We start from the raw sequence: 17,976 nt of genomic DNA, 5'->3' as shown, positions 1-17,976 counted from the left end.
CCAGCAGGGCCGGAGTCTCCCTACTGTTGCGCACGGCGCAGACCACCGGGGATCCTTCTGCTGATCATCCGGCCTCTTTATGACCAGCCACCCAGATCAACCCACATCCGATAAGCACCCTAGCCCTCTGGGCCAAGGCCGGTCAGTGTTGACAGAAAAGCCTCGACATCGAAGTGTCGGCTCTCTGTATCGAGAGGCACGGCGGCATAGGTTCGCTCGAGAAAAGCCACTACCTTCTGGCGGGGCAGCTCAAACAGCGCATGGCCGCTCGGGCTGGACACCTCGAGCGACACCGGACCGCCCCCCAGCTTCGCCGGCCACACCTGCACGTCGCCTTCTCCGGACGGCGCGTCGACGCCATCACGCAGCAGGTCGCGCGCGAACGTCCAGGTCACCATCGAGTCAGGACCGGTGGGGAGATCGAAGCGCTTACAGGTATAGGCAGGTCCCGGCTCGTCGGTCCGAACGTCCCTATCGGAGGCGGTTCACCGGCTCGTCGCCATCGAGGGCCGCGACTCCTCGGACCTGCCTCCGTCGGACACTCCGCATCGGCCGCAGCGGGGCGACCGTTCCCAGGTCTCATCACGCCGGCGCGGCCACCGGCACCGCCACCACCCCAGCTGCGCGGCCCCGGTCGCCGTCGGTGCGCTCAGAAGGAACGAAGCGATGCGCATCGAGGCGGTCATGACGTCGCCGACGGTCGTGGTGCCATCAGAGACGCCCGTCAAGGAGGTCGTGACCCGGCTGATCCGGCGCGGTTTCGGTGCCAGGCCCGTTACCGAGGCCGGCCGACCTGACAGCCGTCGGGACAACGTCGAGCCGCGCAGACACGCCCGCCGAGAGCTCACGACCAGGGTCGAGATCTAAATGAGGGGTGTTCTGGCGGCGCCGCGGCTTCCTCGGAGGCGGGCGATCAACTTGCGCAGTTCCTCGGCCCACAGCACAGACGAGGCGACGGCCACGGCAATGGCCCACTCGCGCCAGCCAAGCGGCACGGTGTGGAAGACCCCCCGCAGGAACGGGACGGTCACCAGGGCGGCCTGCATGGCGACCACGGCGACCACGGCGACGAGGGCGGCCCGGTTCGCGAAGGTCCCAGCGCTGAACACCGAGCCGGTGCCGCTGCGCAGGTTCAGCAGGTTGAACACCTGGAACAGGACGAAGGTCGTAAAGGCGAGTGTGCCGGCGACGGTCGCCTCGTCGAACGACGGCCGATCGCCAGGGGTGAGCGTGATGACGGCGATCGTGCCCACCGCCATCACTGCGGCGAGCAGGGCGATGCGGGCGAATCGGTGGGCGGTGAGGATGCGTTCGCCGGCCCTGCGCGGTGGCCTGCGCATCGTGTCCGGCGCAGGCGGGTCCAACCCAAGCGACATCGCCGGCGGCCCGTCCATGATGACGTTCACCCAGAGGATCTGCACCGCCGTGAACGGAATACCCCCAGCCACCCCGAAGATCCCCGCCACTACGAAGATCGCGACGAAGGCGCACGCCGTAGTGAGCTGGAACTTCCCAAATTTGACGATGTTGCGATAAATCGCAAGACCCTCACGAACCGCGGTCACGATCGTCGCGAAGTCGTCGTCGGTGAGAACCATGGTCGCCGCATCGCGCGCTACGTCGGTGCCCGAGGCACCCATCGCCACGCCGATGTCCGCCATCCTCAGTGCTGGCGCGTCGTTGACACCGTCACCGGTCATGGCGACTACGTCCCCACGCGACTGCAGCACCCGAACCAGGCGGATCTTGTGCTGGGGAGAAACGCGCGCGACGACGCCGAGGGTGTCCATGCGTCCGGCGAGCACGGTGTCGTCCATCCCGTCGAGGTCGCGCCCGGACAGGACATCCCCGTCGATGCCGAGCCGCTCGGCGATCGCCCTCGCTGTCGTTGCGTGGTCGCCGGTGACCATCCGGACCCGGATCCCTGCTTGTCTGCAGGCGGTGAGTGCCTCCGCGGCGGCCGGCCGGGGTGGGTCGAGGATCCCGACGAGGCCGACCAGTACGAGATCGTCGACCTGGTCGAGCAGATCGACCTCACCCAGCAGGTCGTCGGTGTCGCCAAGCATCTGTGTGCCGAGATCCCGATAGGCAAGTGCCATGACCCGCAGCCCCTGGGCGCCGAGGTCGCGGTTCGCCAGGTGCCACCGTTGCCGTGCTTCATCGTCGAGGTGGGCCGCTGTCCCATCAGCGTCGAGCGCTCTGTGCGCGCGAGCCAGCACCGCGTCCGGGGCTCCCTTCACCAGGCACCGGATGTGCTGGCCAGCACCGTCCTGGCCGGCCCCGGTTGCTGACCGTCCCGAAGCGGACGGCCAGGAGTGGAAGGTCGCCATCAGCATGTACGAGGCGTCGAACGGCACCTCGGCGAGGCGAGGGTGTGCCAGACGAAGGCGTTCGACGTCGGCGCCGGTTTTCGCGGCGAGCACCACGAGAGCCCCTTCGGTGGGGTCGCCCACCAACTCACCGTCGCGGACGGCGATGGCGAGGTCCGCTCGTTTCGATGGCCGCCACCGGCAGGCGATGCTTTCTGCGGCCGGTGTCGAAAACCTGCGGTCAGATCTCCTCAGGCATTTCTCGGTCATGCGATGCACGCGCCGTCCCGGACAGGCGGTCCCCGAGGGCGTAGCGGACGAAGCCGTAAGCGGTTCGGGCGGCCTCGACGTTGTCCTCGGCGAACTGGCCCCCGAACCGCTCCAGGATCGCGGTCTCGACGCCGTCGAGGGTGACGGTGCCGGTCAACGCCGCGAAGGCGCCCAGCAGGGCCGTGTTCGGTAGCAGGTGCCCGAGCGTGCGCCGGGCGATCTCCGTGGCGGGGACGGTCTGCAGGCGCACGGCCAGCAGGCCGTGGTGGACGGCGAGGTCGTCCAGGCCCAGTTCGTCGACGTCGTGGGAGGAGTTGACCAGGACGTAGCCGTCCGACCTCATCCCCTCGAAGACGTCTACCTGGTGGAGCAGCCTCGGGTCCTGCACGATCAGCGCGTCCGGGTGCAACACCGGCTCGCGCCGCCGGATCGGCTCGTCGTCGACCCGGCAGAACGCGGCCACCGGCACGCCCGCGCGCTCCGGGCCGAAGCTCGGGAATGCCTGCGCATACCCGCCCTGCGAGAAGGCGGCGACCGCAAGCATCTCCGCGGCGGCGAGGACTCCCTGCCCGCCAAGTCCGTGTATCCGTGTCGCGAACATGTCCGACCCCGCTTCTGCCGCCGCTGGCGTACTCGCCAGTTGCCGCGCTCGTCCGCGCCGACGCCCTTCGACCGGCGGGCCAGGGCTGTCCGGGCGTGCCGGCCCCCGAATACCGGCACTACCGACTGTCCGCTACCGGTCCGGTCGGATCGCGGTGCAGACGTCCCGCGCCCACAGGACCTATAGGTATCGGCACAGCCGCGTACCGGCACTCGCTGCCAGCCCGCCAGGCGCGCACGTGCCGATCGGGCCGTCGGATGGCGGCCCGATCGGCACGGATACGGCCTACCCAAGGCCCTTTCGCCTTCCGACCAGCGGGAAGAGGCTCTAGCCATAGGCGAAAGGCGGTGAGCCAGATGATCATCGAAAAGACCTGGACGGTGGACGTCTTTCTGACCGAGGGCGAGGGCCTGACTCGGGCGGAGGCGGTGCTTCACTGCGGCACAGACCGCGAGCTGCGCGGGGCTGGGCACGCCCGGCGAAACCCGGACGACCGCGAGATCCCCGCGATCGGCGACGAGGTGGCCGCCTCCCGAGCGCTGGCGGACCTGGCGCGCGCACTGCGGAGCACTGCGGCAGGCGACATCGAGGACGTGACCGGCGCCCACGCCCACGTCCACCCCTGAGAGCCGGGACACGCCGAGAACCGTGAACGACGCCGGGGAGGGTTCGCGCGCCGGGAACGGCCACGAGCCATGGGAGGCCGAGATGACAGTCAACTACCAGGTGCCGGTGACCGTTGCGCCGGACACGGACATCGCGGACGCGGCGGGTCTGATGGACCGGGCCGGTGTCGGCTCGCTGATCGTCGTGGACGGCGAGGTGCTCGTCGGCATCGTCACCGACCGTGACCTGGCACTGCGCGCGGTCGCCCGACGAGTGCCCCACGACGGCCGGATCGACAGTGTGATGACGACCTGCGTCGTCACGCTGCCGGTGACGGCTGGGCGAGACGAGATCGTGCGGGCCTTCGGGGAGCACACGGTCCGGCGGCTGCCGCTTGTCGACGGCGCCCGGGTCGTCGGGCTCGTCAGCCTGGACGACCTGCTCGCCGACGCCGCCCCGGCCGAGCTGGCGCAGCTCGCCGCCCTCGTCCGTGCGGAGGTCCGCCACCCGCACCACGAGGCCGGGCTGCCGATCCCCATCCACCCGCCGACCCGGCCCGCGCGGGCGGACGGCGTCGGGCCTAAGCGTGGGCAGGCCAGGGTCGGCGACCAGATCGTCATCCACCGACACACGGTCGGCGAGCCAGACCGGGACGGGGAGATCCTCGAGGTGCACGCTCCCGCCGGGAACCCGCCGTTCCGGGTGCGCTGGTCGGACACCAGCAAGGTGACGTACTTCTACCCAGGCCCGGACGCCGAGATCCGCCACCTCACCCACCGCTGACCACCCGGCCGAATGGTTCGGCATGGGCAGCACCCGACGCCAGCCCAGCCGGGCCACGCCTCACCGTCAGCGCCCTCTGGGCCCTCACGCCGTCAAGCACGCCGGGCCAGAGATGACAGGATCAAGAATGCCGGGCGGACGAATGACCGTTCCGTCGGTCCGGTCGCTGGACAGCGGAATGGTGAGCGGGAGTGGCGTCGGTGGTCGACGGGTCCGAGGGATGCTCCGGCAGTCATGGGACGATGCCACCGGCGGGGGCTGGTCTCGGTCCGGGTAAGCGGCGTGGATCGGTCGGCGGCAGCGGGACGAGGAGACAACCATGGTCACAAGCGGCACGACGTTCACAGTCGAGCAGGTGCGCGCAGCGGTCGGGGCCGGGAGTCTGGCGCCGTCGATCCACAACACCCAGCCCTGGAGATGGCGGTTCCGCGACGAGACGCTGGAACTGTCCGCCGACCTCACCCGGGCCGTGCCGGTCATCGACCCGGACCACCGCCAGCTGCTGGTCAGCTGCGGCGCCGCGCTGTTGAACAGCTGGCTGTCGCTACGCGCCGCCGGGCTGGACGTCGAGGTCGGCGAGTTCCCCGACGGCCCCGACCTCACCACCGGACGGCTGGCCACGCTGACGATCATCGGTCATCGCCCGCCGACCGAGGACGAGATTCGGCTCGCCGAGGCCATCACCAGCCGGCATACGGACCGCCGCCCGTTCACCCCAGCGACGTTGCCCGCCGACGAGGTCCGCAAGCTGCGCCACGCCGCCGAGGCGGAAGGCTGCTGGCTTGCCGTACTGACCAGCGAAGACGCCCGCGTGGAGCTGTCGGTACTGCTCGCCCGGGCCGACTGGATCCAGCACAACGACCCCGAGTACCAGGCCGAGCTCGCCTCCTGGGTCCGCGACGACCCCCAAGCTGCCGACGGCATCCCCCGAACGACGGCCCTGTCCAGCGCCGAGCCACGCACCGAGGAGTTCCAGACACGCGACTTCACCGGCGGCACGGGCGGCGAGCCCGCGAGCGCCGAGGAGGCGGCGGAGCGGGCTCGGACGGAGCCGGTCGAACGTCCCGGCGTGCTGGTGCTCGGCACGGACGCGGACGGCCCGACCGACCGGCTGCGCGCCGGCCGGGCACTCGCCCGGGTGCTGCTCACCGCCACCGTGGAAAGGCTCGCGACCTCGCCACTCGGCCAGGCCCTCGACATCGAGGCGTCTCGCTCGCTGGTCCACTCGCTGACCGGCGGTACCGGCCTCACTCAGATGATCATACGCGTCGGCTACCCCGACATGTCCGCTGCCCCACTGACACCGACCAGGCGCCGTCCCGTGTCAGACGTCCTGGAGCACCTCACCGACGCCTGAGCAATGCCGAAGGTGATCGTTGACCGCACGGCGGCCAGCTACTCGGCGTGACCGTAGTTTCCACTCCAGCTAGATTTCGCGGTCACGAAAGTGCAGTCGCCGGCCGTGCGGCCGGTGCCCTGACACCAGGGCACCGGCCATTTACCGAATCCCTCCGCGCGGTTTAGCGAAGCCGCCGCAGCGTGGGGTCGGCGGCATCAGGCGCTGGCGCAACATGGATCTTGACGTCGACAGCGACGGCACCGCTAGATGTCACGATGAGTGGATTGATGTCCATCTCACCGATCTCGGGGATGTCGTCGACGAGGCGGGCGACGCGCAGCAGCACATCCTCGACGGCTGCGGGGCTACCGGCCGCGGCGCCGCGGAACCCGCCGAGGACGCGGCTGACCCCGCGGGGCTCCCGGACCAGTTCGGCGGCATCGACGTCGGTCAGCGGGAGGAGCCGGTACGCGCGGTCGGCGAGCAGATCGGTGAAGACCCCGCCGAGGCCGAACGCGACGAGCGGTCCGAACGCGGGATCCTGCACGACACCGACCAGCGTCTCGGTCCCAGCCTCGGCGGTCGGCGAGATGAGCCCGCCGCCCATCTCGTCGCCGAGCAGCGCGGCCATCCTCACGTAGGCCGCGGCGGCGGCCGCCGGGGTGGCGAGCCCGAGCGCGACACCGCCCCGGTCACTCTTGTGCACCAGATCCGGGTTGCCGGCCTTGAGAACCACCGGCCCGCCGATCTGTTCGGCGGCAGCCGCCGCGGCGTCCGCCGAGTCCACCCGGACCACCGGCGCGACCGGGATGCCGTAGGCGGCGACAAGCTCGACGGCGCGCTCCGCCGGGAGCCAACCACCATCCGGGACCTTCAGGAGAGCGTCGTCGACGACCGCCCGAGCCCGGTCGCGGTCCAGCCCGGTCAGGTCCGGGACGGTCCCGAACGACCGGGCCAGCCAGCTGGCATGACCAGCGGCACGGCCAAAGGCGCGAACCGCGTCCTCCGGCACGCTGTACGCGCACACGGCCCGGCCAGAAGGTTCGAGCGTCGTCACACGAGGGACCTGGCCCAACAGGACGGCCAACACGGGCTTGCCCGTGTGCGCGGCAGCCGCACGCACCGCGGCGGGCAGGTCATCCGGCCCGGTCAGCGGGGTCGGCGCGACGATGGCCAGCAGTCCGTCGACCCCCGGGTCCGCGAGGACGGCACGCAGGGCCTTCTCGAACGCGGGCCCGGACACCGAAGCGATCGTGTCCACCGGCCCGGCGACGGCGGCCCCTCTCGGCAGGATGGCGCGCAGTTCGGCCTGGGTGGCGGAAGCAAGCACGGCGACCGTCAGCCCGGCGGCCTCGGCGGCGTCCGCGGCGAGCACGCACGGGCCGCCGGCGTTGCCGACGATCGCGAGCCGGCCACCAGCGGGCAGCGGCTGGTGCGCCAGCAGCGACACCGTGTCCAGGAGCTCCCCCAGCCCGTCGACCGCGATCACGCCAGCCTGCCGGAACAGCGCGTCGGCGTGCGTCCGCGACGTCACCGCCGCGGCGGTGTGCGACCGCGCCGCCCGCGAGCCGGCTCCCGAGCCGCCGCCCTTGACCGCCACGATCGGCTTGCTGCGGGACACCCGCCGGGCGATCCGGGAGAACTTACGCGGATTGCCGAAAGACTCCAGATACAGGGCGATGACGTCGGTGTCCGGGTCCTGTTCCGCCCACAGCAGCAGGTCGTTGCCGGAGACGTCTGCCTTGTTGCCGGTCGAGACGAACGTGGACAGGCCCAGCCCCAGCGCACTGGCCTGCTCGAGCAGGGCGATCCCCAGGCCACCGGACTGCGAGACGACGCCGACCCGGCCGGCCCGCGGCGGCGCGACGGCGAACGTGGCGTTCAGCCGCACCCCGGCCGCCGTGTTGACGATGCCCATGCAGTTCGGACCGACGATCCGCATCCCCGCGGCCCGGGCCCGCGCCACCAGCTTGGTCTCACGGGCGCGTCCCTCCGCGCCGGCCTCCGCGAATCCCGCTGTCAGTATCACCATCGCCCGCACGCCGGCATGGGCGCACTCCTCGACGACGTCGCTGGCAGCAGCCGCCGGCACCGCCACTATGGCGAGATCGACCGGGCCAGGCAGGTCACGGATGGTCGGCACGGCCGCGACGCCGGCCACTTCGGACGCATGTGGGTTCACCACGTGCACCGGGCCGGGGAAACCGCCCGCCACGATGTTGCGCACGACCTCGTGACCGACGGTCCGAGGCCGCCGCGACGCCCCGACCACGACCACCGACCGGGGCCGCAGCAACGCTCGCAGGCTGCGCACGTCGGCCTCGCTCTCCCGGCTGTCCTGGGCGGCGAGCAGGCTTTCGGTGGGAGTCACCGGGAACGAGATGTCGACGGTCTCGGCGTCGCGGTGCCGGCGCACCGGGAATCCCGCATCGGAGAAGACCCGCAGCATCGCGAGGTTCTCCACGTGGATCTGTGCGACGAAGGTCGTCACCCCACGGTCGCGGGCGTAGGCCGCCAGATGCTCCAGCAGCAGCGTGCCGACCCCCCGGCCGTGCTGGGCCTCCTCCACGGCGAAGGCGATCTCCGCTCGCGTCGGGTCCGCCAGCCGCTCGTAGCCGGCGACGCCGACGAGCCGGCCGCCGACCACCGCGACCAGGGCGCCGTGGGTCGGGTCGGCGGTGTCGACGAGATGGCTGACATAGCGGTCGGCCGCCGAACGGCCGGAGGAGAAGAACCGGAAGTAGTTGCTGCGGTCCGACAGCCGGGCGTGCAGCGCCCGCAGCTCCGCACCCTCACCGGCGCCGACCGGACGCAGGTGCGCGATCGCGCCGTCGCGCAGGACAACGTCGCATTCGGACCACATCGTCGATCTCCCCTCATCGACCGCCGCACCGCGGGCGGGCGAACGACTTCAGCCGGCTGTCCGCTTGGCCTGGCGGCGCCGCGGACGGTTCTGTGATCGTCCGGTCTTGGTGATGTCGAGCGTCCTTCATGCGCCTGCCGGGCGGCAGGGTGCTGGCGGCCAGCCGCGGGAGGACCTCCGACACATCTGCGCCCGGACCTCCGGCATGTCGGCCTCCCGGGACACGATCGCTCGCCAGGCAGACCAGATGGTGGCGTCGAGCGCGGAGTGTGTGGATTGACCCACTGCGGGTAGTCGACGACTGTGGATGTGGTGTCGCGGCATCGTGCATCGTGCCTTGGGCCTCGGTCCGATGTGGCCGAGCCCTGGACAGTTCTCGTCGAGCTGCTCGACGTGCTGCGACGCAGACTGCACATGGATCTCGCCTGGCTCGGGAGGCTGGAGGGAGATCTACTCGTCCTCCAGGTGGTCAGCGGCGATACGGCCACCTTCGGGATAGGCCAGGGCACCAGCGTGCGCCGCGGCGGATCGCTGTACGCGAAGATCCTCTCCGGAGAGCTTCCGTCACTACTCCCCGATCTTCGCGGGGATCCTCGTACCTCCCGCGTGCCAGTGGTAGGCGAGCTCGACCTTGGTTCGTACGCGGCGACACCTGTCACGGACAGCGAAGGACGGGTGTACGGCATGCTCGGCTGCCTCGGCCGGCAGCCGTGCCTTTCACTACGCCAGAGTGATGGTGGGTTCCTACGGCTGCTCGCCTCGTTCCTCACCGAGTTCGTGATCGACCTTCGGCGGCTATGGGATGCCCGCACCGCGGTGTGGCGGCAGATCCGTGATCTGCTCGACCAGGGCGGGCCGCGGATGTTCTTCCAGCCGGTCGTCGAGCTGGCCACCGGGCGGACCGTGGGGGTCGAGGCACTGGCACGGTTTGCGGGGGTCTCGCAGGGGCCGCAAGATCTGTTCGCCGCCGCGGCCGGTGTGGGACTGGGTCTCGAGCTGGAGACGGCGGCCATCCGCAACGCGCTGCGGGTGCTGCCGGACATGCCACCCGACGTGATCCTGGCCGTGAACGCGTCACCGGCCACCGTGAGCGACGGCCTGATCGATATCATCGTCGGAAGCGGAATGCCACAGCGGGTGGCTGTCGAGATCACGGAGCACGACTACATCGGCGATGACCAGGCTCTGCTCCTTGCCACCGAGGTGCTCCGTGGGCATGGAACACACATCGCGGTAGACGACGTCGGAAGCTGCTACTCGGGGCTCGAACAGCTCCTCCAGCTCCGCCCCGAAGTGATCAAAATGGACTACTTCATCACACATGACATCCATCGCGACCCTGCTCGCCGCGCCGTGGCCGCCGGGCTCACCAAGATAGCGGCCGAGATCGGCGGACGCGTCGTCGCCGAGGGCATCGAGTCGAGCGCCGAACTCGACGCCGTCGTCGAGGCTGGCATCACCTACGGTCAAGGCAACCTGCTCGGACTCCCCACCGCCGACCTCGACGAGGCCTGCCTCGGCAACCGGCTCCCGGCGGCCATGGCGACCGGCGGGCAGGCACACGGCGTCGCGGTGCTGCATGGCCCGCGGCTCTGATCGCGCTCAAAGCCAGGGCCAGGCATACTGTCGATCGCCTTCTCGTTCGACATCGACCCAATCAGTAATGCGGGGACCTGTTCCCCGCATCTCCGCTTGCACAACCAGGCACAGCGCAACGGCACGGCACCCATCCGGCCGAACGGTCCGCGGTAGTAGATCCTGCGCGAGAGAACGTGAGCCGCCCGCTCTGCGTTGGAGGGGACCTTGTGAGCCAGCACGGCGATCCGTGCCGCCGCTCGGCGCAGGGCGAGCCAGCAGCAGGTACACGCGACATTTGTGAGATCGAGCCGACCGCCGAGCGGGTCGAGCAGTCGCGCCACGCCGATGAGCGGGTGCGGGCACTGCTGGACGCGACGCTGGTCATCAGCCGGGAGCTGGATCTGCCAGTCATGCTGCGGAAGATCGTCAGCATCGCGCTGGAACTCGTCGGCGCCCGCTACGGCGCCCTGGGTGTCCTGGACGAGCAGGGCAAAGGCCTCGCCGAGTTCATCCCGATCGGCCTGAACGAGCAGGAGTACCACGATCTAGCCGGAATCGAGCTTCCCCACGGCCGCGGACTTCTGGGCCGGCTGATCCGTCAGCCAGCGTCGATACGGGTCGACGACATTTCCACGCACCCGGATTCTGTGGGCTTCCCGCCGGGCCACCCGCCGATGCGCACCATGCTGGGCGTAGGCATTAGGGTGCACAACCGGATATACGGGAACATCTACCTTTGCGAGCGATCGGACGGGCAGCCTTTCGACCGGGCGGACGAAACCGTCGTCGAAGCGCTGGCAGGCGCCGCCGGCGTCGCGGTGGAGAACGCCCGTCTGTTCGACCAGGTCCGCGCCAGTGCCGAGCGGTTTCAGCGCCTACTCCTGCCCCGCCTGCCGGAATTGTCGCCGTTGTCCGTCGCTGAGATCTACAAGGCCTCCTCCGAGCGGGGCGTGGACGCTGGACAGGTCGGTGGGGACTGGTATGACGCCTTGCTGCTGCCCGATGGCGCTGTCGGGGCCGTCGTCGGCGACGTCGTTGGCCATGACCTCGTCGCGGCGGCCGCCATGGCCCAGGCCCGCAACATGCTGCGCGCCCTGCTGTACGACAAATGCGGCCCGCCCAGCGCGGTGCTCGCCCAGCTCGATCGCACCTTGGAGGCAATCGAGGAGAATCCGGTGACTACGGTCTGTCTAGCGCGTATCGAGCCGGCAGGCGGGGGGTGGAGGCTGTCCTGGAGCAGCGCCGGCCACCTCCCACCACTGTTGCTCACTCCAGATGGTGGTAGCCGTTTCCTGGACGTCGAGCCCGACATACCGCTCGGTGTCGATATCACCCTGCCGCGACACGACCACACTTTCGCACTCCCGCCGGGTGCCACCCTGGTGCTTTTCACCGACGGCCTCGTCGAGCACCGTTCCCATCCGATCGACCGTGGCCTCGCCGCGCTCGCCGCGCTGGCGTCGGTCTATGCCGACCAGCCGCTGCCTGCGCTGTGCCAAGCTCTGGCGGACGAGCACCCCAGTGACGGCCATGACGACCTGGCCATCCTCGCGTTCCGCATCCCCGGCGAACGTCGTGCCCACCCGGCTGGCTAGCTGCTGGACCAATCCGACGAACGTCGTCCCACGGACGTCGAGCAGAACCTCCCGGGCGGACGAACCGACCACGCGGGCGGGAGGGTCATGGGCCGTACCCGCGGCAGCCACGGGGGCCGGTGGGGCCGTTGCCGCGGCCTGACCCAGGAGGTTGACCACCTCGTCGTCGGGGGTCTGGGAGAAGTCGGCGTAGAACTGGCCGATCCCGAAGAACGCCTCCGCGGTGTCGAGGCAGACCACCTCATCGGCGTCGCGGCGCAGCAGGTCGACCGCCTGCGGCGGCGCTACGGGTGCGGCCAGCACGACCCGGGCAGCGCCGGCGGCCCGGACAACCTGGCAGGCCGCGGAGGCGGTCGACCCGGTGGCGATCCCGTCGTCGACCACGACCACGACCCTGCCGGCCAGCGGTGCCCGCGGCCGGGAACCCCGGAACCGGCGGGCCCGACGGTCCAGCTCCACCCGCTCCTGGGTCTCGACCGCGGAAAGCTCCTGCGAGGCGATGCCGGCCAGCCGCAGGACCTGGTCGTTGACGACCAGCACACCGCCCTCGGCGATGGCGCCCATCGCCAACTCGGGCTGGAACGGGACACCCAGCTTGCGAACCAGGACGACATCCAGCGGGGCACCCAGCGCCTTCGCCACCTCATAGGCGACCGGGATACCACCACGGGGCAGCCCGACAACGACGACGTCCTGTCCCCGTAGATGCGCCAGGCGTCGGCCGAGCCGCCGACCCGCGTCCGCACGATCTCGAAAGATCACTTCAGCCCCCTCTAGTTTCCGCGCTCGACCTGGTCAGGAGCCGGAGCTGGTCAGCAAGGCGGAGATCTCGGCCGGCAGCGCCGCGCGCATCTGGGCGAACTCTCCCGCGGTGACATGCCAGCGGAGCACGCGGACGGCTCCTGTGACGGCATACCCGGCCTGCGTCTGGCCGGTCAGATCTGCTTCGCCGGCCACTGCGCCGTCCACCCCGACATGGGGGCGGAGGCGACCCGGCGCATCGACGCGGCGCGCGGCGACCTGCTGCTGGACGGCACCGTGGCGACCTGCGGGGACGACCTGTCCCTCATCATGACCGGGTATGTACGGCGTGGGCAGCCTGCGCCACGGCCAGCGCGAGCACCTGCAGTTCATGGTCCAGATCGGACGGGTCGACGTGTGGATCGCCTTCGCGGCCCGGCTGGTGGTGGCCCTGGGGATGGTCGACCACCTCATCCGTCGGCGATGACCGTGCCGGCGCCGCCGCGTGGGGCATCCGCGAACCGGTGGGTGTGATCGGAGCAGCGACACGGATGCGGGGCCCGACCCGTTCGCCGCCGGTTCCGTGGGTAGGGAATGTGCGTGGCGGATGCGCACCCGGGAGCAAAGGTGCTCGTCGGCGTCGACGGATCGCCCGGGGAGCCCCGGGCTCGGCTGGCCGGGTGGGTGGTCTTGCTGTTGGCGGTCACGGCCGGTGGTCTGGCGGCGGGTGGCGTGCTGCGGCTCGTGGGTCGGCCCGACCTGGCGGCTGGGGTCTGGGGGGCCACGACGGCGGTCGCGCTCGTCCCGGCGCTGGGTTGGGCGGTGACCGGGCTGCGTCGGCGGCAGGTCGGCGTCGACGTGATCGCGGTGTTGGCGCTCGTCGGGACGCTGCTGGTCGCCGAGTACCTGGCCGGCGCGCTGGTCGCGGTGATGCTGGCAACGGGCCGGCTGTTGGAGGCGCAGGCGAGCGCGCGGGCGGAGCGGGACCTGCGCCTGCTGGTTTCCCCGGCGCCCCGCACCGCCCATCGTCATCTGGGCGCGCAGCTGGTCACGGTCGAGGTGTCACAGGTCCGGGTCGGGGATCTGCTGCTCGTCGCGTCGGGGGAGGTCGTCCCGGTCGATGGGCGGGTGGAGACCGGGACCGCGGTGCTGGACGAGTCCGCCCTCACCGGGGAGTCGTGCCGGCGCGACGGCCGGTCGGGGATGCGGTCCGCGGCGGCGGGGTGAACGCGGGCGGGCCTTTTGATCTGCGGGTGACCAGAACGGCGGCTCAGAGCACGTACGCGGGGATCGATCCACTGCCAGCTGACAGCGGCGGACGGGCCGCTCGGCCGGTGTTACCGGTGAGGCGGTGTGGCAGCCTCGTGGACATGACGACGACTTCCGGGGCGTTTCCGGTACCGCGACTGTCTGGACGCGGCGTGCCTTTGGTTGGCACGTGTCGCATGTACGTGTGCGGAGTGACGCCCTACGACGTCACCCATCTCGGGCATGCCTCCACGTTTGTGTGGGCGGATGCCGCCGCGCGAGTCCTGCGGCTGACCGGGGTGGACGTGCGGGTATGCCGGAACGTGACCGACATCGACGACGTGCTCACCGCGGCGGCGGCCCGTCGGGGCGAGCCCTACGACCGGTTCGCCGCCGTCACGCAGTTCCGCTTCGAGCAGGACATGGCCGCGCTGGCAGTACAGCCTCCGCACAGCGAGCCACGCGCGCACCAGTTCGTCACGCAGGTCCAGCGCCTGGCCAGCGCGCTCGTCGACATCGACGCCGGTTACGTCCGGGACGGCGCGGTCTACTTCCGCGGTGCGGACGTGGCGCAGCGGGCCGGCCTGTCCCGGGCGGAGGCGATCGACCTGGCCACCGAGTACGGAGACCACCCCGACGACCCCGCCAAGCTCGATCCCCTCGACGTCGCGGTCTGGCAGCCCTCAGATCCCGGCGACCCCGCCTGGGACAGCCCCTGGGGTACCGGCCGGCCCGGATGGCACGCCGAATGCGCGGCAATGGCCCTGAGCACCCACGGACCGGGCCTCGACCTGCATGCGGGCGGAGCCGACCTGCGCTTCCCCCACCACGCCTACGAGGCCGCCATAGCCGAGGCGGTGACCGGTGTCCGGCCGTTCGCGCGAGCGTGGATGCACGTCGGCCTCGTCTCCCATGAGGGCCGCAAGATGGCCAAGTCGACCGGCAACCTGGTGCTCGTCCGGGACCTGCTGGAACGCAGGCCCCCCGCCCATATCAGGACGATGCTGCTCGACCGCCCCTACAACACTCCCTGGGAGTACACCCCCGCAGCCCTCGACGAGGCGGCGACCAGACTCGACGCGCTGCACCTCGCCGGCGGCCGTACCGGACCCGCGACCGCGAGGGCCGCCGCCCTCGCCGCACTGCTCGACGACCTGAACATCTCCCGAGCCGTCGACATCGCGATCGAGGACGGCGGGGAAGCTGCCCAGCTCGTGACCTCCATCCTCGACCCCGCCGTCGGCTGACACTCACGACCGACCACCCGTACATCCACGCCAACCCGACCAGATCCGGGAAACGATCGCCACACGGGGCCTCAGCCCGGCTCCCGTTCGGCGCCTTCGGCATGCCGTCCGAGCCCGCGGCACACCGGGCGACCCGCAGCCTTCCAGTAGATCAGCGTGCGGGAGATGCCGACAGCGTCATATCCGGCAGCAGGGTCATGATGAGGGCACGGACCCGCGCGTCGATGTCGTCCCGGATAGCCCGGACCTGGCCAGGGGTCGCGGCAGCGGGGCGGGCCCGACACTGCCGGACTGCGTATCGTCGCCGCCGAAGAACTCGACGCCCTGCCCGAAGGCGAGCTCGACGAGCTGCTGCGTGACGACCGGGAGCTGGTCTTCGCCCGCAGCTCCCCGGAGACCAAGCTGCGGATCGCCGACGCACTGCGCGACCTCGGCCAGGTGGTCGCGATGACCGGTGACGGCGTCAACGACGCCCCAGCCCTGCGCCGCGCCGATATCGGCATCGCGATGGGCCGCTCCGGGACTGACGTCGCCCGCGAGGCGTCGACGATGGTGCTCACCGACGACAACTTCGCCACCATCGTCTACCTGCCGTTCCTGCACCCCGTGCTCGACACCGCCGTCGTCAACCCCGTGAACCTGCTCCTCCTGCCGCCCATGCCCGTCCTCGTCTGGGGCGGGGGCGCCGACGAGCTCTGGCGCGCCGCCCGCCGCCGCCGTGAACGGCAACAGCCCGGCGTCCGCTGAACGGGCCGGTACGCCGCCGAGAGTCGTCCATGGGCACCTGCCCCTTGGCGAACACAGTCGGCCAGCCGATGCGGTGTCCGGCATCTGGGGCGGTGCTTTGGCCTGGCCGGCGACAGAAAACATGCGCCCGACCGGGCAGGACGATCGGCGCCCTGGCGGACCGAGCCAGTGCTAAGGAGATGGTCAGTGCCTGCGGCCTCGGACGATGCGATGGCGATGGCGATGGGGCAGCCGACGCGGCCAGGCCCTGGTGGGCGGTGCTGCCCAGGGACAGGACGGGAAACCCGCCGATGCTCGACCACCACGAACTCGAGGGCGGCATGGGACTGAGGCAGATTGGCGACCGTGTTTGCTGAGCCGGCCGGTCCGCGCTGGCCGGCCGGCCAGCACCGAGGATCGACGTCGTCACACGGGTCCGCTGGACGGCCCGGCTCCGATCGTGGTGTGACTCAGGCTGATCACGCCGGGGATGGCACGGATCAGATGATCTATCAGGGGACGGTTGGGCCCGGTGGGGCTAGCGATGGCGACCTCACCTGCCGCGACCCTGATGTCAACCATCCCCGCCGGGTACCAGTACGCGAGGAACTGGCGGACATCGGCCTCGATCGCGGCGTCAGGGCGGACCAACGGCTTGAGCAGGTCGCTTCTGCTCACCAGTCCCGCTAGCCGACTGTGGTCGTCGAGCACTGGGATCCGGGTGAGGTGTTCAGACCTCATGATCTTTATGACGTCGGCGGTGTCGGTGCCGACCCGCGCCGCGACCACGGGGGTGGTCATCACGTCGGCCGCGGTGCGCGGCGACGGGGCGTCGTCCGGCAGGTCTCGGCGGGCGTGCCTGCGCGGGTCGGCGGCCGTCCCGATGGCTATCAGGTCGGCTTCGGTGATGATCCCGATCAGCCGGCCGTCCGGCCCCGTCACGGGCACGGCGCCGAAGCCGTTTTGGACCAGCAGGGTCGCGACCTCCTTCACGGGTGTCTCCGGTGTCACCACGACCACCGGCGACGTCATGACCTCCTCGATGCGCATCGCTTCGCTCCTTCCGAGGCCAGGCCTGGGTCGGCGACCCCCGCGTTCCCTCCAGTCTTGGCCAACTGATCGGAGCCCGCGCCGGTCGAGACGTCCCGTCCTGAAGGGCAGAACGGGGAAGCGGCGGATGTCCGAACGCCCGCGTTCGGACGAACTCCGGCTGGCCGGTCCCACCAATCCGAGCGAACGCAAGGCGGGCGACCGACCGCATAGCCCAGGGCCATGGGTCGGTGGATGCGCCGGCGGCGCCGATTGCCAGAGGATGAAGGTCCGCGGAGCCGCGGCCCTCAGGTGGCGACGGCTCGGTGAACCGCCTCCGATAGGGACGTTCGGACCGACGAGCCGGGACCTGCCTATACCTGTAAGCGCTTCGATCTCCCCAATGTGACGACGGGCGCGCTACAGGAGTATTGATTTTGCCAGGCAGGGGCCTGGATGTCTTTGGCATAGCCAGGTCGAGAAGGGCTGAGCGATGACGATCCGCCACGACTGTGTTGCGGCCGAGCTGACGGTCCGGCTGGTTCAACCCGGTGGGCCTCCGCTGCCCCTGGCTGCCAGGATACGGTACGAGCAAGATGATCCGTTCGCGGTCACGGTCGACTTCCACACCGGTCCTGACTCGATGGTGACCTGGACGTTCGCGCGCGACCTGCTGCGTGATGGCGTCGACGCGCCGTCCGGAGAAGGCGACGTGCAGGTGTGGCCGGCGAAGCTGGGGGGCGGTCCGGTGTCGCTCGAGGTGTCCAGCCCGAGCGGCCATGCGCTGTTTGAGCTGCCCCGCCAGAAGGTAGTGGCTTTTCTCGAGCGAACCTATGCCGCCGTGCCTCTCGATACAGAGAGCCGACACTTCGATGTCGAGGCTTTTCTGTCAACACTGACCGGCCTTGGCCCAGAGGGCTAGGGTGCTTATCGGATGTGGGTTGATCTGGGTGGCTGGTCATAAAGAGGCCGGATGATCAGCAGAAGGATCCCCGGTGGTCTGCGCCGTGCGCAACAGTAGGGAGACTCCGGCCCTGCTGG

General features: G+C 70.5%; 16 protein-coding genes and 3 pseudogenes. 12 read left to right on the top strand and 7 right to left on the bottom strand.

What is annotated here, in order from left to right; all coding sequences use genetic code 11:
- Positions 1-119: 119 nt before the first annotated feature.
- Positions 120-413: pseudogene (locus QOZ89_RS45075) on the bottom strand (SsgA family sporulation/cell division regulator); the annotation flags it as partial.
- A 253-nt stretch (positions 414-666) separates the two neighbouring features.
- On the opposite strand from QOZ89_RS45075, the gene QOZ89_RS45070 reads away from it, so the two are divergent.
- Entirely contained in the window at positions 667-867 is a 201-nt protein-coding gene (locus QOZ89_RS45070) for a CBS domain-containing protein (protein ID WP_071049109.1), read from the top strand.
- Here the strand turns inward: QOZ89_RS45070 and QOZ89_RS45065 are convergent.
- The gene (locus QOZ89_RS45065; RefSeq protein ID WP_071049107.1) at positions 864-2,453 is read right to left on the bottom strand and encodes a cation-translocating P-type ATPase; all 1,590 of its coding nucleotides are present in this window, start codon (positions 2,451-2,453) and stop codon (positions 864-866) included. The genes QOZ89_RS45070 and QOZ89_RS45065 overlap by 4 nt on opposite strands.
- Before the next feature lie 97 nt (positions 2,454-2,550).
- Complete coding sequence (locus QOZ89_RS45060) at positions 2,551-3,180, bottom strand: 2-oxoacid:acceptor oxidoreductase family protein (RefSeq protein WP_071049106.1); 630 nt, start codon at positions 3,178-3,180, stop codon at positions 2,551-2,553.
- Between the two features lie 356 nt (positions 3,181-3,536).
- On the opposite strand from QOZ89_RS45060, the gene QOZ89_RS45055 reads away from it, so the two are divergent.
- From QOZ89_RS45055 to QOZ89_RS45045, 3 genes are all read left to right on the top strand, one after another.
- Positions 3,537-3,806 (top strand): DUF1876 domain-containing protein, encoded by a 270-nt coding sequence (locus tag QOZ89_RS45055; RefSeq protein WP_071049116.1) that lies wholly within the window; start codon positions 3,537-3,539, stop codon positions 3,804-3,806.
- 82 nt (positions 3,807-3,888) lie between these two features.
- Positions 3,889-4,569 (top strand): DUF1918 domain-containing protein, encoded by a 681-nt coding sequence (locus QOZ89_RS45050; protein WP_071049114.1) that lies wholly within the window; start codon positions 3,889-3,891, stop codon positions 4,567-4,569.
- A gap of 319 nt (positions 4,570-4,888) precedes the next feature.
- Positions 4,889-5,926, top strand: coding sequence for an Acg family FMN-binding oxidoreductase (locus QOZ89_RS45045; RefSeq protein WP_071049104.1), 1,038 nt, complete (start codon positions 4,889-4,891; stop codon positions 5,924-5,926).
- A gap of 163 nt (positions 5,927-6,089) precedes the next feature.
- On the opposite strand, the gene QOZ89_RS45040 is transcribed toward QOZ89_RS45045, so the two are convergent.
- Complete coding sequence (locus QOZ89_RS45040) at positions 6,090-8,771, bottom strand: bifunctional acetate--CoA ligase family protein/GNAT family N-acetyltransferase (protein WP_071049102.1); 2,682 nt, start codon at positions 8,769-8,771, stop codon at positions 6,090-6,092.
- A gap of 354 nt (positions 8,772-9,125) precedes the next feature.
- Here QOZ89_RS45040 and QOZ89_RS45035 point away from each other — a divergent pair, with 354 nt between their 5' ends.
- Together QOZ89_RS45035 and QOZ89_RS45030 are read left to right on the top strand one after the other, a co-directional pair.
- Positions 9,126-10,367 carry an EAL domain-containing protein gene (locus QOZ89_RS45035; RefSeq protein WP_241841754.1) on the top strand — a complete coding sequence of 414 codons (1,242 nt, stop codon included), beginning with the start codon at positions 9,126-9,128 and terminating at the stop codon, positions 10,365-10,367.
- Positions 10,368-10,576: 209 nt separating this feature from the next.
- Entirely contained in the window at positions 10,577-11,944 is a 1,368-nt protein-coding gene (locus QOZ89_RS45030) for a GAF domain-containing SpoIIE family protein phosphatase (RefSeq protein WP_198543255.1), read from the top strand.
- A gap of 246 nt (positions 11,945-12,190) precedes the next feature.
- Here QOZ89_RS45030 and QOZ89_RS45025 read toward each other — a convergent pair.
- Positions 12,191-12,706: pseudogene (locus QOZ89_RS45025) on the bottom strand (phosphoribosyltransferase); the annotation flags it as partial.
- 33 nt (positions 12,707-12,739) lie between these two features.
- Complete coding sequence (locus QOZ89_RS45020; RefSeq protein ID WP_198543256.1) at positions 12,740-12,901, bottom strand: DUF2267 domain-containing protein; 162 nt, start codon at positions 12,899-12,901, stop codon at positions 12,740-12,742.
- Positions 12,902-12,919: 18 nt separating this feature from the next.
- Here QOZ89_RS45020 and QOZ89_RS48065 point away from each other — a divergent pair.
- The 5 genes and pseudogenes from QOZ89_RS48065 to QOZ89_RS48550 form a co-directional block, all read left to right on the top strand.
- Positions 12,920-12,964: pseudogene (locus QOZ89_RS48065) on the top strand (hypothetical protein); the annotation flags it as partial.
- A 61-nt stretch (positions 12,965-13,025) separates the two neighbouring features.
- On the top strand, positions 13,026-13,172 hold the full coding sequence (locus QOZ89_RS45015; protein ID WP_241841753.1) for a hypothetical protein: 147 nt from the start codon (positions 13,026-13,028) through the stop codon (positions 13,170-13,172).
- A gap of 113 nt (positions 13,173-13,285) precedes the next feature.
- Positions 13,286-13,912, top strand: coding sequence for a P-type ATPase actuator domain-containing protein (locus tag QOZ89_RS45010; RefSeq protein ID WP_312630220.1), 627 nt, complete (start codon positions 13,286-13,288; stop codon positions 13,910-13,912).
- Positions 13,913-14,055: 143 nt separating this feature from the next.
- Positions 14,056-15,180 (top strand): cysteine--tRNA ligase, encoded by a 1,125-nt coding sequence (locus QOZ89_RS45005; protein ID WP_071049097.1) that lies wholly within the window; start codon positions 14,056-14,058, stop codon positions 15,178-15,180.
- A 291-nt stretch (positions 15,181-15,471) separates the two neighbouring features.
- Positions 15,472-15,927 (top strand): HAD-IC family P-type ATPase, encoded by a 456-nt coding sequence (locus tag QOZ89_RS48550; RefSeq protein WP_312630221.1) that lies wholly within the window; start codon positions 15,472-15,474, stop codon positions 15,925-15,927.
- 405 nt (positions 15,928-16,332) lie between these two features.
- Here QOZ89_RS48550 and QOZ89_RS44995 read toward each other — a convergent pair whose 3' ends face one another.
- A complete protein-coding gene (locus tag QOZ89_RS44995; RefSeq protein WP_071049093.1) occupies positions 16,333-16,956 on the bottom strand; it encodes a CBS domain-containing protein in 624 nt (207 codons plus the stop codon).
- 472 nt (positions 16,957-17,428) lie between these two features.
- Between QOZ89_RS44995 and QOZ89_RS44990 the strand changes: the two genes are divergently transcribed.
- Positions 17,429-17,857, top strand: coding sequence for an SsgA family sporulation/cell division regulator (locus tag QOZ89_RS44990; protein WP_071049092.1), 429 nt, complete (start codon positions 17,429-17,431; stop codon positions 17,855-17,857).
- The last annotated feature ends 119 nt before the right edge of the window (positions 17,858-17,976 follow it).

The sequence above is a fragment of the Pseudofrankia coriaricola genome (assembly GCF_032027725.1).
Classification (GTDB): Bacteria; Actinomycetota; Actinomycetes; order Frankiales; family Frankiaceae; genus Pseudofrankia.
This window is presented reverse-complemented; position numbering and strand designations above follow the sequence as displayed.